This is a genomic window from Ensifer sp., from assembly GCF_031989085.1.
Lineage (GTDB): Bacteria > Pseudomonadota > Alphaproteobacteria > Rhizobiales > Rhizobiaceae > Ensifer.
The window spans coordinates 2,625,618-2,647,372 of record NZ_DALZXU010000001.1; the positions used below are offsets into that span (position 1 = coordinate 2,625,618).

Here is a 21,755-nt window from a genome sequence, read left to right on the forward strand (position 1 = left end):
CCACTGCAACGACAACCGGCGATAGTCAGCGCAAGGGCCAAAACGGCGGGCATGCCTTCGCCCGCAGCCCCGCCGATCAGCTCTTCTGGAACGCCAGGTGCACGCCGAGCCCGACGAGCACGCCACCGCCGACGCGCTGCATGGCGCGCTGCGCCATGCTCGAGCGCTTGAGCCGGGCCATCAGCACGCCCGCCAGAATGACGCAGACGATATCGGCGGAAGAAAACATCAGGTTGACGATCGTGCCGAGAATGACGAACTGCAGCCAGACGGGGAACGCCGCCGATGCGTCGATGAATTGCGGCAGGAAGGCGACGAAGAAGATCGCCGTCTTGGGGTTCAGCACTTCGACGGTGATGCTTTCGAAGAAGGCCCGCCGGCCGGATTTGACGCCTATGCCCGGCAGGTCGCCCGCCCCTTGCGCCTTGGCGCGAAACAGCGAAATCCCGAGCCAGACGAGATAGGCAGCGCCTGCAAACTTGACGATCATGTAGAGCACCGGCACCGCATGAAACAGGACGGAGAGGCCGGCGGCCGCCGCAAAGACATGCACATAGCCGCCAAGGTGAATGCCGAGCGTCGCCATCAGCCCCGACCAGCGCCCACGCGCCATCGTCTGCGCCGCCGCATAGAGCATCGCCGGCCCCGGGATATAGGCGAAGATCGCGGTGGTCACGACGAAAGCCAGAAGCAGTTCCATAGATGGCATCGCAATGCTCCCAGAAGGTCGGATGATGTGGAATATCCGGCAATAGACAATGCCGCGGCGCGCTTGGCAAGGCGAGATCGATGACCGCTCGCACGCAGGCATTGAAGCGGCCGGAGCGCGCCGCCTTGAACCTGCAGGCGCCGCCGACCTGTCTCCGCTGACATCGGTCCCTCCTTGATCGTATTCTCACGAAGGTCACCCGCCCCCGACCGGGCAAAGCCGACGGCCGACACGTTCGGCAAGGTCGTGGTCGACGATGCGGGCGACAACCGCGAGGCGCGCAGAATTCCACTGCCCGTCTCGCCGGCAATTTTCTGCGTTATATCCGTTCGATCCTGGCGATATCTTGCGCAACGCAAGGCCTTGGGATCGCAAATAGCAAGGATCGGCCCAAGCGTCTGATATAACTTGCCTGTCAGTCGCCCCGTTTCGCTTCAGGAGAAAGCCATGACCGCGCCGCACCCCTCCAAGACCCATATCGGAAATCACAAGCTGCATCCCGAAACGCTGATGCTGAACTACGGCTACGATCCCGAACTGTCCGAGGGGGCCGTCAAGCCGCCGGTGTTCCTGACCTCTACCTTCGTCTTCCGCTCCGCCGAGGAAGGCCGCGACTTCTTCGATTTCGTCTCCGGTCGGCGCGAGCCGCCGGCCGGTGTCAGCGCCGGCCTGGTCTATTCGCGCTTCAATCACCCCAACAGCGAGATCGTCGAAGACCGCCTCGCAGTCTACGAGCGCACCGAAAGCTGCGCGCTGTTTTCCTCCGGCATGTCGGCGATTGCAACGACGCTGCTCGCCTTCGTCAAGCCCGGCGATACGGTGCTGCACAGCCAGCCGCTCTACGGCGGTTCGGAGACGCTCTTGGCCAAGACCTTCCTCAATCTCGGCGTTTCGGCGGTCGGCTTTGCCGATGGCGTCAATGAGGCGGCCGTGACGGAGGCCGCCGAAGCGGCGATGGCCAAGGGCCGCGTCTCGGTCATCCTGATCGAAACACCGGCCAACCCGACCAACAGCCTCGTCGACGTCGCCATGATCCGCCGCGTCGCCGACGCGATCGGCGCCAAGCAGGGCCACACACCTGTCATCGCCTGCGACAACACCCTGCTCGGCCCAGTCTTCCAGCGGCCGATCGAGCATGGCGCCGATATCTCGCTCTACTCACTGACGAAGTATGTCGGCGGCCATTCCGACCTGATCGCCGGCGCGGCACTCGGCTCCAAGGCGGTGATGAAGCAGGTGAAGGCGCTGCGCGGCGCCATCGGCACGCAGCTCGACCCGCATTCCTGCTGGATGCTCGGCCGCTCGCTCGAAACCCTGTCGGTGCGCATGCACAAGGCAAACGACAATGCCCGCGTCGTCGCCGAGTTCCTGCGCGACCACCCGAAGGTCGAGCGCATCCACTATCTGCCCTTCCACGACGAAGCCTCGCCGCTCGGCAAGGCCTATGCGGCGCAGTGCACCGGCGCCGGTTCGACTTTCTCCTTCGACATCACGGGCGGCCAGGAGGCAGCGTTCCGGTTCCTGAATGCGTTGCAGATCTTCAAGCTCGCCGTCAGCCTCGGCGGCACGGAATCGCTCGCCAGCCATCCCGCGGCGATGACCCATTCGGGCGTACCGATCGACGTGCGCCGCCGCATCGGCGTCCTCGACACCACGATCCGGCTTTCGATCGGCATCGAACATGCCGATGATCTGGTCGCCGATCTCGCCAATGCGCTGACGCTCGCCTGATATGGAAGTGCCGGCCGACGACGCGTTCGCCGGCCGGCACTTCGCCTTCGATCTCGTCAATGAGACAGGATGTTGATCACGTTGCCGAACGGATCGCGCAGATAGAAGCGCCTGACACCCCAGGGCTCGTCAGTGATGTCATAGACGATCTCAGCGCCCTTTTGGCGGGCCACGGCATAAACAGCATCGGCGTCGTCGACCTCGACCGACAACACCGGCACCGGCGTACCGTTGCCACCTTCGCTTGCCACGCCCACCTGCGGCATCGCCGCCTGCCCCTTGGCCGCAAAGGTCAGGATCCAGCCATGATCCATCACCAGCTCAAGCCCGAGCAGGTCGGCATAGAAGGCGTGCGCGGCCTGCGGATCGGCCGCGTACAAATTGGACACGATGCGTTTGACTGCCATGCTGTCCTCCCGGTTTTCGTGCGGCGCAATCTGTCTCGCGCGCGCCGGTTTGCCAAGCCCCGCCATCTCGATGCCGGCCTGACGCCATCCGAACTGGCGACCCGGCCGGATGCCGCTCAAGAGGTGGCGGTCGCCCCACGAACGAGCGCCGCTGCCGCCTTGCCCGCGCTTTCCATGTAGCTCGCATCCCGGTGCAGGAGCACGACGGCAAAACTGCCGTCGAGCAAGAGCAGCATCTGCCGCGCCAGTTCACCGGCATCATCAATGCCCGCATCGCAAAACACCTGCGCCAGCCAGGTTTCGAACTTCTTCTTGTGGGCAGCGCCGATGCGGATTGCCGGATGGCCGGGCATGTTGGCAAGCTCCGCCGTGGTCCGCAGAAAGCCGCATCCCTTCCATTTCGGATGCCGGGCGACACGGGCGAGATTGACGAAGATCGCCTCGACCTTTGCGGCGAGATCGCCGTCGGCCGCCTCGAACCACTTGCGGAAGAGCGAAAGATTGGGCTGGTCACGGCCCTCGAGATAGGCGGCGATCAGGTCGTCCTTGCTGTCGAAATGGTAGTAGAGCGTGCGCTTGGTCACCCCCGCAGCCTCAGCCACGGCATCGACGCTGACGGCGCGGATACCCTCGGCGTAAAACAGTTTGGATGCGGCATCGACGATGCCTTCCCGGGTGGTGCGCTCTGGTTTCGCCATCTCGATGTATACCGACTAGTGAATATACATGCGATCTTCCCTCACCTAGCCTGCCCTCGTCAATGGCTCGCTCGATGCGACGACAGGAGAACACCATGTCCGATACCGTATTGCTGCAGATTTCCGAAGGGATAGCGCTTCTGACCCTGAACCGGCCCGGGAAGCTGAATGCGCTCAACTACGCGCTGATCGACAGGCTGATGGCCCTGCTCGACGCCATCGAGGTCAACGACGCGGTCGGCGCGGTCATCATCACCGGCGCGGGCGAGCGCGCCTTTTCCGCCGGCGGCGATATCCACGAATTTTCCGAGAGTGTGGCCAAGGGCGTAAATCCGGCCGTGCGCGATTTCGTCCGTCGCGGCCAGAGGCTCACGGCGCGGCTGGAAGCCTTTCCGAAGCCGGTCATCGCCGCCGTCAACGGCATCGCCTATGGCGGCGGCTGCGAAATCACCGAGGCCGTACACCTGGCCATCGCCAGCGAGCGCTCCCGCTTTGCCAAGCCCGAAATCAGGCTTGGCATGCCGCCGACCTTCGGCGGCACCCAGCGCCTGCCGCGGCTTGCCGGCCGCAAGCGCGCGCTCGAACTTCTGTTGACGGGCGAGGATTTCTCGCCGGACCGCGCCCGGGACATGGGCCTCGTCAACCACGTGGTGGCCCATGAGGAACTGATGCCCGTCGCCCGCGACCTTGCCAGACGCATCATGGGCCATTCCCCCCTTGCCGTCCGCTCGATCATCACCGCCGTCACCCGCGGCCTCAACATGTCGATCTCAGAGGGGCTGCTGGTGGAAAGCGAGCAGTTCGCGCAGATGGTGCCGACCGACGACCTTTCCGATGCGCTTGCCGCCTGGAAGGGACGGCGCATCCACGACGACCCGCCGCGTGACCGCCCATTCTCGCGCTACTACTAAATTCAACCAATCGGTTGACAATCCCAAGGGCATCGGCGATATTCAACAACATGGTTGAATATATGAACGATAGGCTCGACGCCGTTTTCCATGCGCTCTCCGACCCGACGCGGAGGGCGATGCTGCAGGATCTGTCAGCAGGCGAAAGGCTGGTGGGCGAGCTTGCCGCCCCCTTCTCCATTTCGCTTGCCGCCGCCTCGAAACACATCAAGGTGCTCGAAGGCGCAGGCCTCGTGCGCCGCGAGGTGCGCGGCCGCGCGCATGTCTGCCGGCTCGACGCCGAGCCGATGCATGCCGGCATGGAATGGATGCGTCACTACGAAGCCTTCTGGCGCGGGCGCATCGACGTGCTGGAGGCACTGCTCCTGGCCGAGGATGCGGCAAAGGGCGTGGATACCCAGCCCCGGGAAACGGAGATGAAGCGATGACTGCACCAGCCGGCACCGGCGACGGCCTTGCCCGGATCGTCGCGCCGGATACGGCGCGCATCGAGCGCCTGCTGCCGGGGCCGATCGAGCGCATCTGGGCCTACCTGACGCAGGAAGACAAGCGCAGGCAATGGATGGCGTCGGGGATCATCGGTGATGCGACGGGCGCCGGCGTCGAACATATCTTTCGCCACGAGGAACTGGGCAGCGACTGCGGCGAACCGCCGCCAAAATATGCCGCTCTGGCCGGCGAAAGCCGGATCCATGGCCACATCATCGCCTGTGAGCCCCCACACCTTTTGGCCTACACGTGGGGCGAAGGCACGCCGACGCCGTCGCAGGTTCGTTTCGAGTTGAAAGCAAGGGGCGCCGAGGTGCTGCTGGTCGTCACCCATGCGCGCATCGCGGCGCCGGAGATGATGGCGAGCGTCGCCGCCGGCTGGCATACCCATCTCGACATTCTTGCCAATGTCGTCTCCGGCCGCCCGTCAAGCGGCTTCTGGGAGAAGCATACAAGGCTGGAGCAGGCATACGCGCAGCGGATGACTGCGCGCTAGCAACCCGACGCATCAGACGTACTTCATGGTTTTCCGCCCGGATCGGTGTCGCTCCGGGAAACCATGCCGCATGCCCACGCACCAACAACGGATCAAGGGAGGTTTCCATGTTGCTTCAGGATAAGGTGGCGATCATTTATGGCGGCAGCGGCGCGATCGGCGGCGCCGCGGCGCGTGCCTTTGCGCGCGAAGGCGCCCGTGTCTTTCTGGCCGGGCGAACGGCTGAAACCTTAAGACGCTCGGCCGAAGCAATTCGCGCCGCGGGTGGAAAAGCGGAATTCGACGTTACCGACGTGCTCGATCAGGCAGCCGTCGAGCGGCATGTGCAATCGGTCGTCGATCGCGCCGGCCGGGTCGATGTGGTGCTGACGGCCGTCGGCTTTGCCCATGTCCAGGGCCCACCCCTGTCGGCGCTGACGCTGGAGCAGTTCGAACGACCGATCGCCGCCTACACCCGCGCCAATTTCATCACCGCCAAGGCGGCCGCTACGCATATGGAAAAAAACGGCAGCGGCGTCATCCTGACGGTGTCGACGCCCGGCTCGCGCATGTCGGGCTCGGGCTTCCTTGGCTACGGCACCACCTGCGGTGCAATCGAGACGTTTTCGCGCATTCTCGCCGGTGAAGTGGGCAGCCATGGCATCCGTGTCGTCTGCCTGCGTCCGGACGCCATTCCCGAGGCGCTGCCGGTCTCACACGCCCGGGCCGTGTTCCAGGGCTTTGCCGACCGTTTCGAGACGACCGTGGAGGAGATGATCGAGGGCCGGGCAAAGACCGGCACGCTGCTCGGGCGCTTCCCGAGGCTCGACGAGGTCGCCGACTATGCGGCGTTCATCGCCTCGGACCGGGCGGGCGCCATGACCGGCGCGATCGCCAACCTCACCTGCGGTTCCCTTGTCGACTGACGGCAACGACGACCGGCGCACCTCTGGAAGGTACGCCGGTCGTCCTGTTTCAGGCGCGTGCAAACCCAAGGACGAACAGCGCCAATGCCGCGATCGAGGACACGGTGCGCACATGGTTCCACCAGACCCAGTCGGTCAGGTAGCGCTGCTGCCAGAATTCGGCGGCGGCCTGGCCAGGCGTCGTCGCGACCAGCGCGTCGTTCATCGGCACGTTGAACACGATGGTGACGATCAGCACGCCGGCGACATAGATAATGCCGCCCGCCGCCAAAAGCAGGCTGCCATTGCCGCCCGAGAAGAAGGCGACGACCACGAGGGCGAGTGCCAAGAGCGCCGTGCCCATGAAGACGCTGAGAAAAAGCGGATTCTGGATCACGACGTTGATCGCATTCATCGCGGCGATCCCCTGCTCCGCCGGCAGCCGCCCCAGCGCCTGCATGATGCAAACCGAGAAGATGAAGAACAGCCCGGCCATCAGGCCGGAGCCGATCGCGGCGGCAAACGCCAAAGCGGGGATCAGCGGGATCATGCGGCAAGACTCCAGACATCTGTTGCGGCGGTCTCCCGGGCATAGTCGGCGAAATCGCGCGGCCTGCGCCCAAGCACGTGTTCGACATCGGACGTCAGGTGCGAATTGCGTCCGTCGAGCACCGACGTGAAGAGATAACGGATCAGCGCGACATAGTCATCCGGCACGCCGTCCGCCTTCAGCTGCGCGGCAAAATCGTCGACCGGAACGGACTGATAGCTGATCCGGCGATTGGCGGCAGCCGCGATCTCGCCCACCGCATCGGCAAAAGTCATCAACCGCGGCCCGGTCAGCGAATAGACCTTGCCGACATGGCCATCGTCCAGAAGTGCCGCAACCGCGACATCGGCAATGTCGTCGCAACTGATGAAGGGTTCGGTGACCGCATCCGTCGGCAGGAAGACCGAACCGCCCACGATGCCGTCGGCAAGGAAACCTTCGCTGAAGTTCTCGAAGAACCAGCTTGCGCGGATGATCGTCCAGTCGGCGCCGGAGGCCTGCAGCGCGCGCTCGGCGGCTTCCGCCTCGTCCTCGCCGCGGCCCGACAGAAGCACCAGCCGCTTGATACCAGCGTGAACCGCAAGCGCGGAAAACCGGCGCATGGTGTCAACCGCTCCCGGCGATGCGAGGTCGGGCTGGAAGCAGACATAGACGCGGTCGACATTTTCCAGGGCCGCCGCCCAGGTCGCCTCGTCCGTCCAATCGAAGTAAGGCGATGTCGAACGGGCGCCGATGCGCACCGCGATGCCCCGTTCCTGAAGGCGGGCTGCCACGCGCCGCCCCGTCTTGCCGGTGCCGCCCAGAACCAGTGTGAGTTTGTCCGTCATCGCTTCCTCCTGAGGTTGATCTACAAACATGAGCATCTCTCACATTTGCAAATGTGATAAATCCTCGTATTTTAGGAGTCAAGACAAAATGTGAGCATTACTCATGATGCCAGAGACAAGCCCGGCCGCGATCCCCGCCGACGACGAACCGGCGCTGCGCCGCACACCGAGCCAGAAGCGCAGCCGCGAGCGTGTCGAGCAGATCCTTGCCTGCGCGACGGCGCTCATCCAGGAGAAGGGCAGCGACGCGATGCGCATGAGCGAAGTCGCTGAAAAGGCTGGCATCTCGATCGGCTCGCTCTACCAGTACTTCCCCGACAAGGCGGCGATCGTGCGCACGCTGGCCGAGCGCTACAATGCCGTGTGCAACGAGTGCATCGGATCCGAGCTCGCCAGGGTCACCTCGATGGCCGAGTTGCGCGAGGTCTTCTCCGGACTATTCGACATCTACTACGACATGTTCCTCGCCGAACCGGTGATGCGCGACATCTGGTCGGCGATGCAGGCCGACAAGGCGCTGAGGGAGATCGACCTGCAGCAGAGCCGTGCCGGCGGCAAGCTTCTTGCCGACGTCTGGGCCCGGTTTGCGCCCGACACGCCGCGCGCGACGATCGACAGCGCCGCCTTTCTGATCATGCATCTCGGCGATTGCACCATGCGTCTTGCGGTCTCCGTCGAACGGGCTGAGGGCGACCAGATCGTCGAGGCCTATAAACGCATGATTGTCAGGGATCTTGTCGCGGATGGACCGGGCGGCGGCGCAAGTTCAATTGACATCTCCGGGGCGCAATCCTAATCATCATGGGATCGATTGGTTCCCGCAACGCGAACGCGTTTCGGGAGTAAACGGGAACGTGACGGATGGACCCATGCTGGGCATTCAAATCACGGCCGACCCCGCGACTGTAGAGCGACGTGAATGCGCCGTTCCGGAGCGATCCGGAAGAAGCCACTGGAGACGAGACCGCGAGAGGGCGGACCTTGGCTCTGGGAAGGCGAGGCAAATCCAGGGTGATCTCACCCGACGTCCTGAGCCAGGAAACCTGCCAGTCGATGCGGGCATAGGGCCCAAACCGGGAAACATCCCGATGCCATCACGGAGGTTGTCATGGCTACGTCTACAGTTTCGAGCATTCCGCTCTCCCTCAGCGATCGTCTGACCGCGGGTATCATCGCGCTTCTCATTGGCGGCTTCCTCGTCTTCGGCGCAGGCCTGGCGAATTCGGCCGTGCTGCACGACACCGCGCACGACACCCGCCACTCCTACGGCTTCCCCTGCCACTAAGCGATGGTGAGGGACGCTGCCTGCGTTCCGCATCGACATAGCAGCGGACAGAAACGCTTCCGGCTTACGGCCGGACGCGTTTGCTCGCGTCTGATGCAGACGATTGATCTGCCGGATCGAGCCGCTCACGGAATTGCCAATGGGACACGGCGCCGCCTGCCGGATGCGCGGCGCGCCGATAGCGAGGGATATCGAAAATGATTGTCAGAACGCTTCTGGCCGCGATCGTGGCTGGATTGATTGCCGGTGTCTTCATGACCGGCGCCCAGGAGTTGCGGGTCGTACCGCTGATCCTGCACGCGGAAGAATTTGAAGGCGAGGCGCCAGCAGCCGGCGAACAGCCGGCCGTCCAGCCGGGAACGGCAGACCCCGCCGCAACCAACCACGACCAGCACTCGTCGCTGAAGGCTAAATCTCCGATTGGTGCCCTGCTTGATGCGCTGTCGCCCATCACGCCGGCCTATGCCCATGAGGGCGAACACGAGGAAGGCGGCATCATGTTCGGCATGAGCCGCTTTTCCGGCACGCTGATCGCCAATCTGGTGACCGGTTCCGGCTTCGCGCTGCTGCTTGCGGGCGTCAGCCTCGTCATCGGCTACCCGATCACCCTCAGGAACGGCGCACTCTGGGGCGCCTGCGGCTGGCTGGCCGTGCACATGCTGCCGGCCATCGGCCTGCCACCGGAACTGCCGGGCTTTCCGGCCGCCGAGCTCGGCGACCGCCAGACCTGGTGGTTGGCGACTGTGGCGCTTTCGGCCGTCGGCCTCTATCTCGTGGTCCTGCGCCAGGAGATCGTCGCCAAGGTCGTGGGCCTGGTGCTGATCGCAGCGCCTCACGTCTATGGCGCGCCGCAGCCGTCGGACATTTCCAGCAACGTGCCTGCCGTGCTCGGCGCCGAGTTCGCCGTGGCGGCGCTCGCAACCACGCTTGCCTTCTGGATCGTGCTCGGCGTCGTCTCGGGCTTCATCAACGACCGCTTCGCCAAGGCATAAGCGGGCCGGCATGGCAGCAGACAGGAGCCCCCGGTATCCGACGGAGACCGGGGACTTTTTCGTTCGCGTCGCTTCAGACGGCCCGCGATGCCAGAAGATGCGCCTGCAGGCGTTCCCGGCGCTCCCCCGGCGAAAGCAGCACGCAGCTGTCGCAGAAGCTGCCGCCTTCGGTTCGGTAATAGAGACAGCAGCCGCCACGCAGGCGATAGATCCGCGACAACGGCGGTTGGCCTTGCCCCTCGCCGATCGCGATGGCCTCGTAAGTCAGCTTGTCGGAATAAAGCGGCGTGCCTTGCCGCTTGACGATCGCCAGCGCCTTCGAAATCGCATTCGCCTCGTCGCCGAGCGTCCGCCCAACCTCGAGGAAAGCACCTGCGAGCGAATCCGCCGCAAGCCGCCACTGCGCGCCGGAGGATAGCCCCGTGCGGCGTTTCAGCGAGGCAATCACCGGCGCAAGTTGCGCTGCGAAGGCCTCGCCGAAGACGTCCGCATCCGCACGCTGCCGCGGCGAGCGTCTGGACAAGGCCAGATGGAAATGAAACCGCTTGGCCGCCACGGTGCGTTCGCTATGACATCGGGAGACATCGTAAAAGCCAAGACCACGCAGCTCGGGCACGATGTCCGCCCCAAGATAAAGGCAAGCGAGCGCCAGCGCGAGCTGGTTGCCATAGAAGGCGATCAGATGCGCGGCACGGACCTTGTCGTCCATGCCGGTGGCAAAACAATCCTGATAGGCAAGCGCCACATCGATCCCGGCACCGCCTTCTGCCCAGAACTGGGCCGGGGAGAGCGCCTCGTCGCCGCCTTCGTCGAGCGAAAACCCCACCTCGGGAAAGCAGGGCTGCAGGCGCGCGATGGCGGCAAGCGCACGCTGCCGCACGCCTTGTTCCGTCCGGTCGCTCTGTAAGCGATCGTCCTGACGCTCGTGGCCGAAACTCATGCCATCTCCGTGCTATCGAGCCAGCCGCCGCGAAAATCCGCCCGCTGCAAGCCGCGCCGGATGGCCAGGATATCGCGCATCAGGCCCCAGACGAAGCCGTTTCTGGCATTCTCGATCATCATCACGACGAGCCCCTGGTCAAGCCCGACCACGCGGTCGTCGACCCAGCCCTCAGGCCCTACGCCCGGCAGGCTCGGATTGAACCCGCCGGGAAAGCGTCCTTCACACAGGATATCCGGATAGCGGCTCTCGAGCGCGGCCAAGGCCGTCCGCGACCCGTCCGCATCGAAGGGCAGTGAAGCAACAGCCGCCCACGGCGCCAATGTGCCGTCGTCAGGCCCGCCGGGCGCGCCGCGCGCGGCATAGCCGAGCATCTGCTGCCAGCGCCCGTCGACGAGCCGCAGCTTGCCGGTCGGCCCGTCGCAGGCACTGAGGCCCCAGATGTCGCGCCCGTATCCGGCATAGCCGCCCGGATTGTCCTCGGCGTAGCGGCGCTGCAATGAAATCGCCCGGCAGCTGTTGTCGAAGTAATCCGTCGCCTTCTCGCGCATCGGCTGGTCGCGAAGGCCGCGAAGGTCGAGCCAGGCCTGCGGAAACAGATGAATGAACAGCGGCGCGGCTGGCAGATGCGGCATGGCATCCACGGTGGTCCAATCATAGGCGGCGGTAAAGGCGCGGTAATGTTCGGGCCTGATCGCATGATGCGGCGCGCCGAGCGCCAGCACATAGAGCAGCAGCGCCTCGCTATAGCCCTGCCAGCGATACTTCAAAAATCGCCCAGGCGGCCGCCAGCCCATCGTCAACGTCTCGCCGCGGCCAAGTGCCCAATGCCAGTCGACACGGGAATAGAGCGCTTCCGACAACGTGCGAATTTCCGTCTCGGCCGCGTCCTCGCCGGAAAAATAGGCGGCAGCGGTCAGGACGCCCGCCATCAGCAGCGCCGTGTCGATGGTGGAAAGCTCGCACTGCCACACCCGTTCGCCGGTCTTCATGTGGAGAAAATGATAGTAGAAGCCGCGATAGCCGGTCGCGAGCGGATCGCGCCCCTGCCGGCTATTGGCGAAAAACCGCAACGCGGTCAGCACTCTTCCGGCCGCGTCTTTGCGGGAGATCCAGCCGCGCTCGACGCCGACAGGATAGCAGGAAAGCCCGAAACCGGTCGCCGCTATACTCGATGGCGCGTCGGCAAGCGACGTATCGGCCACCAGCCCCGTATCCGGGTCGCTGTATCTGAGAAAATAGCCAAAGGCGGCAGACTGCAGCCTATCGACCTGAAAACATTCGGTATTCCGCGTCTGTTGAAGCATATACCCGGCTCATGTGGACTAATCTGCACAGTAGCTTGAGCCCGATGCCGATGTCGATATCACCTTTTATTGAAGGCCGGTCGGCCCCAGGCAGTCGCCGAAAGCCAATCCTGTGTTACATTTCGTGGAATGACGCGGCTCGCAATGACGGGTTGAAGCTATGTTGAGCATGCTGGCGTTTATCCTTTCCCTCACCGGTAGCCCGGCCCAGACGGCAGGCGCTGCGACCGATGTCGATGTCGAGCTGGTGCTGGCCGTCGACATGTCCGGATCGATGGATCTGGACGAGGCGCGCGTCCAGCGATCCGGCTATGTCGAAGCGCTGCGCCATGCCGATTTCCTCGACGCGGTGACGGGCGGGCGCTATGGCCGCATCGCGCTTGGCTATTTCGAATGGGCGGGCACGGTCAACGAATCCTCCGTCGTCGCCTGGCGGGTCATCTCCAATGCCGCTGAAGCCGAAGCCTTTGCCGCGATGATCGAAGCGCGCCCTGTTGGCACCAGGCGCGGCACCTCCATTTCCAATGCCATCACCTACGGCACGGCGCTGATCGATTCCAACGCCTTCTCCGGCATGCGCCGCGTCATCGATGTTTCCGGCGACGGACCCAACAATATCGGCCCGCCGGTCACCCCTGCCCGCGACATCGCCATTGCCCGCGGCATCATCATCAATGGCCTCGCTATCCTGATCCGGCCGTCGGTTTCGACCGGACCGCTCGACCAGTATTATGCCGAATGTGTCGTGGGCGGTCCCGGCTCCTTCGTGCTGCCGGTGCACGAGCCGGAGGACTTTGCCGTCGCCATCCGCCAGAAGCTGATCCTCGAAGTGAGCGGCCTGCCGCCGCCACCGCGCGTGCGCCTCGTCGATGCCGCGCCGGCACCCGACTGTCTGATCGGAGAAAAGCTGCGCCCCGGCTTCCTCGATCGCGTCTATCCCGAACTCGACAAGTAGACGGCGACGGCGCGGCGGCACGATCCACCGCCATGCGCGCCACCATGCCAGATTGTCGTTTCCCTTCGCTTCGCGCGGCGATAAGATGCCGAACTCATTCGCGGATCGATTTCATTCATGCCTCCCACCTCCCCTGCGGCGCCAGCCGATGCCACCACCGATAGCCAGCAGATCCGTGACAGGCTGCGCGACGCGATCGTCGAGAGGCGGCTTGCGCCGGGAACCAAGCTGTCTGAAAGCGATGTCGGCGACCTCTTCAAGGTCAGCCGCACGCTGGTGCGTGCCGCCCTGCAGGCGCTCGCCTATGAGGGGCTGGTGACTGTCGAGAAGAACCGCGGCGCCTTCGTCGCCCACCCCTCGCCTCAGGAAGCCCGCCAGATCTTTGCCACCCGCCGGCTGATCGAGCCCGGCCTGCTCAGCGCCGCTGCAGCGCGCATCGGCCCCGGCGAAATCGCAGCCTTGCGCAAGCTCCTTGCCACCGAAGAGCACCTGACTGCACAGCGCGGCCGCTCGGCCCGCCGCGCCGAGATCAAGGCATCCGGTGATTTCCACCTGGCGCTCGCCGACCTCACCGGCAACGCCATCCTCAGGCGCTTCATGGACGAGCTCATCGCGCGCTCCTCGCTCGTCATCGCACTTTACGGACAATCCACCGTCTCGAGCTGCGGCCATAGCGAACACGACGACATTCTGACCGCCATCGAAAAGGGCGACGTCGACACGGCTTCATCGCTGATGATCCGCCATATCGACCACATCGAGGCCGACCTCGATCTTCGGGAGCGCAAGCCGACCGACCTCAGGGCCGCGCTCGACGTCTGAAAGCCGCCGATCGCACTTCCGAAGCGGCCGGACTGGAAAATTTTCCGAGAAAGATGTCCCCGCCGCGATCTCCTGTGCAAGATCTGGAAATGCCTGCGATTGCTGGCTTCTCGCCTGGTCATCGATTTCCGATCAGGCCAACTCGCCATCGCCATGGTTAAAAAACTGCAGCGCCCAGGGGAACCATCGGCGATCCCCCGCGTTGCCCTCCCGCTCAAAAGACCATGAAAAAGGAATGCAAGATGAGCGAGAAAACCTTCGCAACACCGATCCACCTGAAACTGTCGTCCAAGCGACAGACCGTCGTTCGCACGGTCTGGGAGGCGCTTGAGCTGCTGCGGCATTGGCCCGGCAGACGGGGACGGGAGTATCGCGCCGCCCTTCAGCGCTGCCTGGATGCGCTCGACGGGCTGACCAGCGTCAGCAGGGCCAGCCACTGCTTCACCGCGGCTGCCCGTGAATCAGGCCTTCTGCTCGCCTGAAAATATCCAGTCTTCCAAACCTTACGCACCGGCTGCAGGGCCGGTGCGTCCATCGTAGCGTCCCACGAGCAACGGTCCATGTCGCGACGGGCAAAGCCTGGCGCCGCCCATCGGCTGCATCGTATATAGACGACCGGGAGAACCCCCCGTCGCTACTGCGTCGGCCGGCCGGTGGCTTCGCCCCTGCCGGCAACCAGCGCCGCAAGCGTGGCCTTGTCCAGCCGCCAATCTGGCGAACCATAGCCGAGCGGCCACGCATAAGGCTCCCTGCCGTTGAAGAACACCACTGCCGTCAGCAGCGGGAACCGATCGCGATAGGTGCTGCGATCGAAGATCTCGGCATACCAGGCACGCCTGTATTCGGAAGAGCCGGAAACCCCGAGTTCGGCCACCATCACCGGCTTGCCGAAGCCTTCGACCCGTCGGTATTTTTCACCGAGCGTCTCGCCAAAGCTGCGTTCGCGGCCCCAATAATCCAGATCCATCTTCTGCAGGCCCCAGACGGGAATGCCGATGGCATCGACCACGTCGTCGCCGGGATAGTAGCCGCTCAGGTTGCGATGGCCCTTGGGTGACCAGACGAAGCACACGTCGGGCGCAAGCTCCCGGCAGCTTTCGACGAAATAGCGAAACGCCTTCTTGTATCCGTCCGTGTCGCGCCGCGCCCAGGGGTAACGCCCATCGGCGTCCTCCATCTCGTGGCCCCAGCGCATGTAGACAGGTGCGGCCACAGCACCGGCGCGCTTGCAGATGTCGCGGATCTCGCGGTCGAAGCGGCCGCGGCCGATATCGGCAAACAGCCGCTCGCCGCCCGCCCGCCAGTCGCTCGCATGGGTATAGGGCTCGACGGAGATCATCAGCGCCCGGCCTTGCGCCTCGGCAATGGCGATCTTGCGCTTCAGCATCGCCGTGTCGAGCGCCTGCCAATAGACGAAGACGTGCTCGATCGTCAGCGCGTCGCTGTTTGCCACCGCGTCGTGCGGATCGTAAACGCCGATCGCGACCTGCCTTTCGCCAGCAGCCTTGCCCGCCGTGCCGATCGAGGCGGTCGTCAGCACGCGATCGACCGTATTGCCGAGATCGGCAGCCGCGGCACGCGTGCAGGCGATCGCGGGCGAAAGCGCCACGAGGCCGGCCAGAACCACCGATCTGAACATCGCAATCGACAAGGTTGTCTCCGACGGAGGATCTGAAACATGGGCCGGAACGGGCCGATCGGCTCTTTTCCGGAGGAGAGGCATGTCTGCTAGATGGGCGTGTTTCCATCATTCAAACCCAGGGAGGAAACACGCTGACGGCACGGTATGAGGGCGAAGCCTGCAGAGCGCATCACCCAATTGTGGGAATGGCTCTAGAGCGAACTTCTGAGGAAGCAGCGCGACGTGTGGCCAAAGCCGCTCGGCGAGCAGATATAGGGCGCGCGACCGATATAGGCGGTGACGCGCTTTCTGGCCGGTAGCGGCTCGACGATATCGTCGCCGTCCGCGACCTGGATCACCTTGCCTGCCTTTACAGCAGCGCCCTTCGGGCCGGCAGAAGCAAACAAGGGGCTTTCCGCCATGCCCGCCGACGAACAGCCGGCCGTAACAAGCAGAAGACCGAGAAAAGCGGGAGCGACGAGAAACTTGAAACCCGAAACGGTGGTGCGGCAGGCGCCGCTTGGCGCGGTTAGGCTTCCCATAAGCATCCTTTCGAACGAGCGGCTCGCCGCCTGGAAATTTTCCGAAAGCGCCCGCGCGCCGGTTCACGTGCGCAAGAACCCATACGCCTTTTGAGTGGCTGCAATCCCAAAATGGGACAGTCCCCGTGGAGAAATGCAGTAGCGGGAAACGGCCGCGACGTTCAACCCCAACTTCTTATTATTGACAGCTAAAATTAAGAGTTTCTTTCGGAGCGCCGCTTTTTCGCGCACGTGATCCGTCTTCCACCTTCGCCGCCAACCCCGGGGCCATGCCCCACAACCGGCCTCGAAAGCGCCTTCCGAAGCAGACCAAAGACGAGGAAATCCCATAAAATCATGAGGTTGGATCGCCAGAACCTGCGCGCGCCAAACTGAACCTGGCAGCGATATCTGCCCTTCCACCCTCCGTTACCGGACGGGCCGAAACCTTCGCCATCGCAGCTATGCACGCAGCCGCGCTGTCAATAGGGAACAAACGTTCCTCTGCGGGTGGCTGATTTGCGAGCGCAAAAAGCTAGCCGCCACTCGCTCCGACCAAAGTCCCCCTCATTTCTGGCCGCCCGCCGTTTACACAGTGTTGACCTTCGTGCCGCACCTTGGCTGCCAGGCGCAACATGTTTGAGCGTATGCGCCCACTCCAAAACTGCCCGCCACGTGCGGGCATTTTTTTGGTCGAGGCGTGGCCTGCATGTCCACGTCAACAGCGGCGCCTCGAGCGATCATTTCCAGCATGCGCCAACGGAATGGGATTGACCAAATGCTTGAGTTCCAGATCGGGGTCGTGATCGCGCTCGGCTGGGTGCCCATTGTCATGCCCTGGCTGATCCACTTCAAATGGCGCGGCGTGTGCTTCTGGACCGCCACGTTGGTGATGGCCGTAAACGCCATGTTGCCGCTTATGTTTACGCGCTCCAGCGGCGACATCGCGGTGGAAGCCTTGGCCTGGCTTTTCTATGTCATCACTCCAACGGCCATTCTTCTCTTCATTGGCCTGATGTCCTGCTACGCAAGAATCTTGGTCCAACGCTCCAAGGATACGGGGGATGCGCTTCACGAAACCGTTCATAGAAAATGACATTGGTGGGCCCGGAGGGAGGAAAAGAGGAAAAAATTTATTATTTAAAATCAATAAACTGAATGCCAATGTTTGACCAAATGTTGGAACTTTGAAATTTCTTGTTTTGCACCTGGTTTCAACATCGGTTCCGATTAGTGGAAATACCCGGCAAAGTGCTATCCACAATATGCGCATGTGGTCGCATCCGGCCTATAGAGGCTTCTCCCTTGCAGTGGATCGGGCAACTCTATTGGGTGGGTGTGACCCACAATGCACGACGCCGGAATGTCCGACCGAAGGCATATCGAGAAATCGATTGGAGCCGACCAGTCCGGCGTATTACAGGCAAATCGAGCCCACTCTTTCAGCATCTTGGAAGCCAGCTCCCTGCGAACGCCGGAACCAGCCATGGAAAGAGGGAGATCAATCTCCAACAAGGTTGGAACGCCAACGTTTCTTAGTATCCGTCGCCCCGGCTCACCAAGCACAGCTACAATCCACTCGCTTCCATATATAAGATAGTGCGCGGCGAACCTCAGGAGAGCTGTGTCATCAGCCACTACGTATAAGCGCCCCTCATCCGTGACGTTGTTGACCTCTTGAATTGCCGCCTCCATCCGATCCCGCATGAAGTCGAGTTCCGGGTTTTCCTCGATAATCGTACGGAGCTTCGCGGTTAGGGTACTGCGATCATGAACGCGGAGCCCTTCGCGGAAGTAGAGACCAGCATCATCGGTTCGGCAACCATGGAAAGTGCGCAGGGTCCCGTTTTCGATAGAATCCGCGAGTTCATCGACATGACTGTCAAAATCGCCGCGAAGTGACATTGCCAGTATGTCACCCCATTCCGGATCATCCCAGCAAACCTCGCGAAAGGTTCCAGGGCGTAGCCGATGCAAACCATCTTTACGGAATCGGGGAGAGAGCCACCTCTGAACCAGAGGCATCCAAGTGTCGGTCTTCTTCCAAGCAAACTTTTGACCGCGCCAAGCAGCATCCATCCTAACAACAGCGGGCTCAACGTTCATGATGAAACATCGCTAACAATTAAGCGTTCAAACAACATTTTTTATGCTTCTTTCCACTCCCGCACGAGCAAAGGTCGTTGCGCCCTAACTTGCGCTTACTCACGCCAGCGGAAAGGGCCGTGATTGGCATCAACGGCTTCCTTGGCCATGCAGCTAATGCCCTATCCATATTGCGATCGCCTTTCCACCTCCCCTCAATAGCCAGCGCACCCAGTATTTCGCCGCTTCCGGGCGAAAGCCATAGCCCGTACCAGCTATCCGCCTTGGTGTCGTATTTTCTCATCCCGCAATGGGAGGACAGCCGCTCGCGAGCTACGGCCTCTGGAAGCGAATTTACGTGGACAGTGAAGCCAGACTTGCCATGTATTGCGGGGACAGAAAAATCATGGGGTTGGCCGTCCGCAGCAGCGGCTGCGACCATTTTCTTTAACCCGACGTTAATATGGTCAGCAGTGTCAGAACTGAGCTGCAGGAAAAGCATACCGAGACCAACGAGCTCCGGAGTGGCGCTGGCCTCGATGTCAGATAGAAGCTTGCCTATCGGTGAGCCGTTGAAGCGAGTTAGAATTCCCTTGGGCGTACGAAGTCCGGGGACCCCAAGCCGACGTACCGACATAGCAACGTCCAGAGAACTGGTGAAATCATCCCCCAAGTTCACCATGCTGTATTTATCTTCGAGCCAAAGATTGTGCTTCAAGTGATAACCTAAAGTCGTCAACTCTTGCGTTACAAGAAGTTGTTGATCGAACTTTGACCGAAGCTCCAAATAATTAAAGAGATTAAGCGGAGTGCTCAAAATTTCTGTCAAAACATCAACAAAAAATACATCCGTAATGATGGGGCTTTCGATGATATCCGTTTTCTTAGTTTCTAGGAATTGCCGCACCTGCGCTGCCAGTGCAGGATAATGATCAGAAACCACACACAGCGGAAATATTTTCTTTGGCTTATTGGAGAATTTTATCTCTTCTCCGGATGCTAGAACAAACCTATAACCTTCGCCGAGTAAGGCCGTGCAGCACAAGCGCGACTGATCATAGGCGTCTTGAATAGCCTTCTTGAAATCGTCCTTTAATTGGAGGTCGTTTCCTTTTCGCGCTTCGATAGTTAGCCGTTTGGATTTGGCTTGAACCACGATCGCTCTGTCTCCGTAGAACACAAGTACGTCAACCTCAGCAAATCGGTCTTTACCTTTATAAATGTCAACGTTCGCAAATACCTTCTCGTGTCCGAATACTCCGCACAGTCTATCCGTTAAAAATTTCTCCGCGAAATCCCCACGATTCTTTGAAGCTATCGAACGATATTTTTTGTCTGCAACCATCCAGTAAAATGGTGCTTCATACAGAGCTTCGAACAGACTGTATTGTTGAAACAAGACATAAGAATTTTCTGATAGACATATAATTGGAGCAGCGTTCGCTTCGTTGAAGTCACTCAAGCTTGAAAATGAAACATTTTTCTTAGATGTATCTAGACATAATGCTGACACAACGAGTTTAACAGTTTCAAGCGGTAGTTTTGTTGGCTCGACCAGCTCCTCAGGGCTGAACACGAAGCCGGGCAAGAAACTCCATTGATCTGGATGAATAGAAAGCAGCGTCTTTCGGAGGCCGGCGATTCTCTCCAACTGCAATTTCCCAAGGGCGTTAGCAATGATACACGCCTCGTCAATCGTGAAGCCCATGTTGAGCTTTAACCAGTCGTTATCGTTCTGGTATTTTTTCCGCGCCAACTCCTCGTATTGGAAATTGTAGGCGGACTCGCCGCCGTAAAAGATAGGCTCCCGCAAGCCCTCCGCCGTGCTGAACGGGTCAATTCGCTTTGCTTTTGTTGGATTGCGCGCCATTTCCTTGAATGCCGCCATCCAGCTCTTTTGAAGGCTCATGTGCATCTCATGCAAAAGCGCCTCTGACCGATCGATGTAACTCTGAAGCATTTGGGGTGAGGGCATGCGGGGGTCCACCTCCCCCTTTGTCATCAGACCAATAAGCGTCGCAATTTCAGTTCTGATCAGTTGATCGTGAGAGTACTGATGCTGGAGGTCGTCTTCAGTTATCTGCTCACCCGAAAATGGGATTAGATTATCGCGCCAGCAAAAATATGCGATTGCGTGCAGATAGCCGGCAGAGGTGCAAAGTGTTTGCAGGTCGTTGAAAATGTCAGCCTCACCTCTAGCGGTTATTGGCGTAATTTTGTCTTTTTCCATGGTCAAGAACCGTTAGTAGAATCACAATGAAATGATGCAACCTAGCAGGAAGAATTGGCAATCAGTCGCAAAAAATCTGCGCCTCTTGCCGCGCGTTTCGCTCCGAGCTACTTCGCCCGAAGCTAAAAGAAAATCTTAGATCGCCTTAACTCTTGAATTTGTTGCAGCCGAGCCTGCCGCTCATGCTTGTAGTCGTATTCGCTATCCACAGCAGCTACAAAGCGTGACCCTGCAAAATACCAATCTGGCCCATTGCCGTCGCGGTCAACCAATAGCTCTCCCGCGACGAATTGCGGTACGCTATGGAACAAAAGCACCAAAGACGCCGCCAAACCTCGGGCGACGAGCTTGTTCAGTTCATCAATATCCTCTGGACTTTCCTTTCCAGATGTCCGTCCGGCATCAGTTGCCGCGATACGCTCATTCAGTTGCGTGGGTGTCAGGTGCACGTAACTTGACGTTAGTCCGTAAATGCGGCCGCATTCTTCAATAAATGGCCATCTTTCTTCCTCTGGAAGAAGAAAGAGATTTAGTTCTCGGTTGATGGATATTCGCTGGGATTTTAGTTCTGCGTCAAACTTCTCAATCTTTTCCCTTATCGTGAGCTGATATTCTTTTTGCTGAACGTAGCAAAGCTTAATCGTTGCCTCCAAGATAAATCGAACTTCTCGCCTGGCGACATTCAACAATCCCTCGGCACCCAACGTCACAATAGATATTGCAGATTGTAGTAAGTCCTGAACTAGGTAGGACAGAAAATGATTGTCGTTGTAGGATGGGTCTCTGGAAGTATCCATGTGAACGAAACCAAGACCCATGAGATACGAATTAATAATTATCCGCATTTCCATTAACGGCTTTCGCAGATTCTCAGGCAATTCTTCGATCGTGCTCTTGGTGATCATGTTTGCTTTTTAACTCCGCAACAACTTTTGTAGTGGGGCCGTGCGCGGTAATCTGCATACAGCGCCTCGCGACAGTATGGGTTGTCGTTATGACGAATGCCCCCCCACGGCGTCGATCATCATTTTGCAACGAGTTGCAGATTTTGACGCAGCCACAGGAAACGCCCGTCCTATGCCATTTTTTGCCGCCCAATCGCTCCGAACGGCAAGAAGCCCGACCAACTTTCCCTTAACTACAGCCAGCCGAGCCGCACCGTCAGACGGAAAATCAGTGACACCGCAGACGGCGCACTGCCGCCCGGCTGCGTACCAGTCGCGACCGGCGAGGTAGACCTGGGCGGTGGCCATCATCTCCAAGCCCAGAACCTAGGCTTTTGATAGAGCGCTAAT

The 21,755-nt window shown here is 61.0% G+C and carries 24 protein-coding genes and 1 riboswitch; of the genes, 12 read left to right on the top strand and 12 right to left on the bottom strand.

The window, feature by feature from the left end; genetic code table 11:
* Positions 1-76: 76 nt before the first annotated feature.
* The gene (locus tag RTP54_RS12780; RefSeq protein WP_112818053.1) at positions 77-709 is read right to left on the bottom strand and encodes a LysE family translocator; all 633 of its coding nucleotides are present in this window, start codon (positions 707-709) and stop codon (positions 77-79) included.
* A gap of 447 nt (positions 710-1,156) precedes the next feature.
* Here RTP54_RS12780 and RTP54_RS12785 point away from each other — a divergent pair, with 447 nt between their 5' ends.
* A complete protein-coding gene (locus tag RTP54_RS12785; protein ID WP_112810383.1) occupies positions 1,157-2,440 on the top strand; it encodes a cystathionine gamma-synthase family protein in 1,284 nt (427 codons plus the stop codon).
* Positions 2,441-2,496: 56 nt separating this feature from the next.
* On the opposite strand, the gene RTP54_RS12790 is transcribed toward RTP54_RS12785, so the two are convergent.
* Positions 2,497-2,847 carry a VOC family protein gene (locus tag RTP54_RS12790; protein WP_312363264.1) on the bottom strand — a complete coding sequence of 117 codons (351 nt, stop codon included), beginning with the start codon at positions 2,845-2,847 and terminating at the stop codon, positions 2,497-2,499.
* Between the two features lie 116 nt (positions 2,848-2,963).
* A complete protein-coding gene (locus RTP54_RS12795; RefSeq protein WP_112810384.1) occupies positions 2,964-3,545 on the bottom strand; it encodes a TetR/AcrR family transcriptional regulator in 582 nt (193 codons plus the stop codon).
* Between the two features lie 95 nt (positions 3,546-3,640).
* Here RTP54_RS12795 and RTP54_RS12800 point away from each other — a divergent pair, with 95 nt between their 5' ends.
* The 4 genes from RTP54_RS12800 to RTP54_RS12815 all read left to right on the top strand — a co-directional run bounded on the left by RTP54_RS12800 (position 3,641) and on the right by RTP54_RS12815 (position 6,346).
* Positions 3,641-4,456: a crotonase/enoyl-CoA hydratase family protein gene (locus RTP54_RS12800; RefSeq protein WP_112810385.1), complete on the top strand. Its 816-nt coding sequence runs from the start codon at positions 3,641-3,643 to the stop codon at positions 4,454-4,456.
* Positions 4,457-4,518: 62 nt separating this feature from the next.
* Positions 4,519-4,884, top strand: coding sequence for an ArsR/SmtB family transcription factor (locus RTP54_RS12805; RefSeq protein ID WP_409517106.1), 366 nt, complete (start codon positions 4,519-4,521; stop codon positions 4,882-4,884).
* Positions 4,881-5,441 carry an SRPBCC family protein gene (locus tag RTP54_RS12810; RefSeq protein ID WP_312363043.1) on the top strand — a complete coding sequence of 187 codons (561 nt, stop codon included), beginning with the start codon at positions 4,881-4,883 and terminating at the stop codon, positions 5,439-5,441. Before RTP54_RS12805 ends, RTP54_RS12810 begins: the two co-directional genes overlap by 4 nt.
* A 107-nt stretch (positions 5,442-5,548) precedes the next feature.
* A complete protein-coding gene (locus RTP54_RS12815; protein WP_112818057.1) occupies positions 5,549-6,346 on the top strand; it encodes an SDR family NAD(P)-dependent oxidoreductase in 798 nt (265 codons plus the stop codon).
* Positions 6,347-6,395: 49 nt separating this feature from the next.
* Here RTP54_RS12815 and RTP54_RS12820 read toward each other — a convergent pair whose 3' ends face one another.
* Both RTP54_RS12820 and RTP54_RS12825 read right to left on the bottom strand, forming a co-directional pair.
* Positions 6,396-6,875, bottom strand: coding sequence for an anthrone oxygenase family protein (locus RTP54_RS12820; RefSeq protein ID WP_312363045.1), 480 nt, complete (start codon positions 6,873-6,875; stop codon positions 6,396-6,398).
* Entirely contained in the window at positions 6,872-7,702 is an 831-nt protein-coding gene (locus RTP54_RS12825; RefSeq protein ID WP_312363046.1) for an NAD(P)H-binding protein, read from the bottom strand. The genes RTP54_RS12820 and RTP54_RS12825 overlap by 4 nt, the downstream gene beginning before the upstream one ends.
* A 106-nt stretch (positions 7,703-7,808) precedes the next feature.
* Between RTP54_RS12825 and RTP54_RS12830 the strand changes: the two genes are divergently transcribed.
* From RTP54_RS12830 to RTP54_RS12840, 3 genes are all read left to right on the top strand, one after another.
* Positions 7,809-8,498 (top strand): TetR family transcriptional regulator, encoded by a 690-nt coding sequence (locus RTP54_RS12830; RefSeq protein WP_409517125.1) that lies wholly within the window; start codon positions 7,809-7,811, stop codon positions 8,496-8,498.
* Positions 8,498-8,768, top strand: a riboswitch (cobalamin riboswitch). Its footprint overlaps the gene before it by 1 nt.
* Before the next feature lie 42 nt (positions 8,769-8,810).
* The gene (locus RTP54_RS12835) at positions 8,811-8,987 is read left to right on the top strand and encodes a CbtB-domain containing protein (RefSeq protein WP_025427862.1); all 177 of its coding nucleotides are present in this window, start codon (positions 8,811-8,813) and stop codon (positions 8,985-8,987) included.
* Between the two features lie 197 nt (positions 8,988-9,184).
* On the top strand, positions 9,185-9,979 hold the full coding sequence (locus RTP54_RS12840; protein WP_112833196.1) for a CbtA family protein: 795 nt from the start codon (positions 9,185-9,187) through the stop codon (positions 9,977-9,979).
* 73 nt (positions 9,980-10,052) lie between these two features.
* On the opposite strand, the gene RTP54_RS12845 is transcribed toward RTP54_RS12840, so the two are convergent.
* Both RTP54_RS12845 and RTP54_RS12850 read right to left on the bottom strand, forming a co-directional pair.
* Positions 10,053-10,919 (bottom strand): (2Fe-2S)-binding protein, encoded by an 867-nt coding sequence (locus tag RTP54_RS12845; RefSeq protein WP_312363058.1) that lies wholly within the window; start codon positions 10,917-10,919, stop codon positions 10,053-10,055.
* On the bottom strand, positions 10,916-12,226 hold the full coding sequence (locus RTP54_RS12850; RefSeq protein WP_312363059.1) for a glucoamylase family protein: 1,311 nt from the start codon (positions 12,224-12,226) through the stop codon (positions 10,916-10,918). Before RTP54_RS12850 ends, RTP54_RS12845 begins: the two co-directional genes overlap by 4 nt.
* Before the next feature lie 160 nt (positions 12,227-12,386).
* Here RTP54_RS12850 and RTP54_RS12855 point away from each other — a divergent pair, with 160 nt between their 5' ends.
* The 3 genes from RTP54_RS12855 (at position 12,387) to RTP54_RS12865 (ending at position 14,485) form a co-directional block, all read left to right on the top strand.
* Positions 12,387-13,181, top strand: a complete 795-nt coding sequence (locus RTP54_RS12855) for a DUF1194 domain-containing protein (RefSeq protein WP_112810394.1) — start codon at positions 12,387-12,389, stop codon at positions 13,179-13,181.
* Between the two features lie 117 nt (positions 13,182-13,298).
* A complete protein-coding gene (locus RTP54_RS12860; protein ID WP_312363061.1) occupies positions 13,299-14,003 on the top strand; it encodes a GntR family transcriptional regulator in 705 nt (234 codons plus the stop codon).
* A gap of 242 nt (positions 14,004-14,245) precedes the next feature.
* Positions 14,246-14,485, top strand: a complete 240-nt coding sequence (locus RTP54_RS12865) for a DUF982 domain-containing protein (RefSeq protein ID WP_312363063.1) — start codon at positions 14,246-14,248, stop codon at positions 14,483-14,485.
* Between the two features lie 152 nt (positions 14,486-14,637).
* On the opposite strand, the gene RTP54_RS12870 is transcribed toward RTP54_RS12865, so the two are convergent.
* Both RTP54_RS12870 and RTP54_RS12875 read right to left on the bottom strand, forming a co-directional pair.
* Positions 14,638-15,654, bottom strand: coding sequence for a glycosyl hydrolase (locus tag RTP54_RS12870; protein WP_312363064.1), 1,017 nt, complete (start codon positions 15,652-15,654; stop codon positions 14,638-14,640).
* Positions 15,655-15,836: 182 nt separating this feature from the next.
* Entirely contained in the window at positions 15,837-16,166 is a 330-nt protein-coding gene (locus RTP54_RS12875) for a hypothetical protein (RefSeq protein WP_312363065.1), read from the bottom strand.
* 757 nt (positions 16,167-16,923) lie between these two features.
* Here RTP54_RS12875 and RTP54_RS12880 point away from each other — a divergent pair.
* On the top strand, positions 16,924-17,241 hold the full coding sequence (locus RTP54_RS12880) for a hypothetical protein (RefSeq protein WP_312363067.1): 318 nt from the start codon (positions 16,924-16,926) through the stop codon (positions 17,239-17,241).
* Between the two features lie 158 nt (positions 17,242-17,399).
* Here the strand turns inward: RTP54_RS12880 and RTP54_RS12885 are convergent, their stop codons facing one another.
* From RTP54_RS12885 to RTP54_RS12895, 3 genes are all read right to left on the bottom strand, one after another.
* Positions 17,400-18,050 (bottom strand): hypothetical protein, encoded by a 651-nt coding sequence (locus tag RTP54_RS12885; protein ID WP_312363069.1) that lies wholly within the window; start codon positions 18,048-18,050, stop codon positions 17,400-17,402.
* Positions 18,051-18,270: 220 nt separating this feature from the next.
* Positions 18,271-20,460 (bottom strand): SEC-C metal-binding domain-containing protein, encoded by a 2,190-nt coding sequence (locus RTP54_RS12890; protein ID WP_312363070.1) that lies wholly within the window; start codon positions 20,458-20,460, stop codon positions 18,271-18,273.
* A 122-nt stretch (positions 20,461-20,582) separates the two neighbouring features.
* Positions 20,583-21,365 carry a hypothetical protein gene (locus RTP54_RS12895; RefSeq protein ID WP_312363071.1) on the bottom strand — a complete coding sequence of 261 codons (783 nt, stop codon included), beginning with the start codon at positions 21,363-21,365 and terminating at the stop codon, positions 20,583-20,585.
* Positions 21,366-21,755: the final 390 nt, after the last annotated feature.

Excerpts from the sequence above, each read along its gene's own strand:
- RTP54_RS12780 (WP_112818053.1), bottom strand. The coding sequence starts at position 709 with ATGCCATCTATGGAACTGCTTCTGGCTTTCGTCGTGACCACCGCGATC.
- RTP54_RS12785 (WP_112810383.1), top strand. The coding sequence starts at position 1,157 with ATGACCGCGCCGCACCCCTCCAAGACCCATATCGGAAATCACAAGCTG.
- RTP54_RS12790 (WP_312363264.1), bottom strand. The coding sequence starts at position 2,847 with ATGGCAGTCAAACGCATCGTGTCCAATTTGTACGCGGCCGATCCGCAG.
- RTP54_RS12795 (WP_112810384.1), bottom strand. The coding sequence starts at position 3,545 with ATGGCGAAACCAGAGCGCACCACCCGGGAAGGCATCGTCGATGCCGCA.
- RTP54_RS12800 (WP_112810385.1), top strand. The coding sequence starts at position 3,641 with ATGTCCGATACCGTATTGCTGCAGATTTCCGAAGGGATAGCGCTTCTG.
- RTP54_RS12805 (WP_409517106.1), top strand. The coding sequence starts at position 4,519 with ATGAACGATAGGCTCGACGCCGTTTTCCATGCGCTCTCCGACCCGACG.
- RTP54_RS12810 (WP_312363043.1), top strand. The coding sequence starts at position 4,881 with ATGACTGCACCAGCCGGCACCGGCGACGGCCTTGCCCGGATCGTCGCG.
- RTP54_RS12815 (WP_112818057.1), top strand. The coding sequence starts at position 5,549 with ATGTTGCTTCAGGATAAGGTGGCGATCATTTATGGCGGCAGCGGCGCG.
- RTP54_RS12820 (WP_312363045.1), bottom strand. The coding sequence starts at position 6,875 with ATGATCCCGCTGATCCCCGCTTTGGCGTTTGCCGCCGCGATCGGCTCC.
- RTP54_RS12825 (WP_312363046.1), bottom strand. The coding sequence starts at position 7,702 with ATGACGGACAAACTCACACTGGTTCTGGGCGGCACCGGCAAGACGGGG.
- RTP54_RS12830 (WP_409517125.1), top strand. The coding sequence starts at position 7,809 with ATGCCAGAGACAAGCCCGGCCGCGATCCCCGCCGACGACGAACCGGCG.
- RTP54_RS12835 (WP_025427862.1), top strand. The coding sequence starts at position 8,811 with ATGGCTACGTCTACAGTTTCGAGCATTCCGCTCTCCCTCAGCGATCGT.
- RTP54_RS12840 (WP_112833196.1), top strand. The coding sequence starts at position 9,185 with ATGATTGTCAGAACGCTTCTGGCCGCGATCGTGGCTGGATTGATTGCC.
- RTP54_RS12845 (WP_312363058.1), bottom strand. The coding sequence starts at position 10,919 with ATGAGTTTCGGCCACGAGCGTCAGGACGATCGCTTACAGAGCGACCGG.
- RTP54_RS12850 (WP_312363059.1), bottom strand. The coding sequence starts at position 12,226 with ATGCTTCAACAGACGCGGAATACCGAATGTTTTCAGGTCGATAGGCTG.
- RTP54_RS12855 (WP_112810394.1), top strand. The coding sequence starts at position 12,387 with ATGTTGAGCATGCTGGCGTTTATCCTTTCCCTCACCGGTAGCCCGGCC.
- RTP54_RS12860 (WP_312363061.1), top strand. The coding sequence starts at position 13,299 with ATGCCTCCCACCTCCCCTGCGGCGCCAGCCGATGCCACCACCGATAGC.
- RTP54_RS12865 (WP_312363063.1), top strand. The coding sequence starts at position 14,246 with ATGAGCGAGAAAACCTTCGCAACACCGATCCACCTGAAACTGTCGTCC.
- RTP54_RS12875 (WP_312363065.1), bottom strand. The coding sequence starts at position 16,166 with ATGGGAAGCCTAACCGCGCCAAGCGGCGCCTGCCGCACCACCGTTTCG.
- RTP54_RS12880 (WP_312363067.1), top strand. The coding sequence starts at position 16,924 with ATGCTTGAGTTCCAGATCGGGGTCGTGATCGCGCTCGGCTGGGTGCCC.
- RTP54_RS12885 (WP_312363069.1), bottom strand. The coding sequence starts at position 18,050 with ATGTCACTTCGCGGCGATTTTGACAGTCATGTCGATGAACTCGCGGAT.
- RTP54_RS12890 (WP_312363070.1), bottom strand. The coding sequence starts at position 20,460 with ATGGAAAAAGACAAAATTACGCCAATAACCGCTAGAGGTGAGGCTGAC.
- RTP54_RS12895 (WP_312363071.1), bottom strand. The coding sequence starts at position 21,365 with ATGATCACCAAGAGCACGATCGAAGAATTGCCTGAGAATCTGCGAAAG.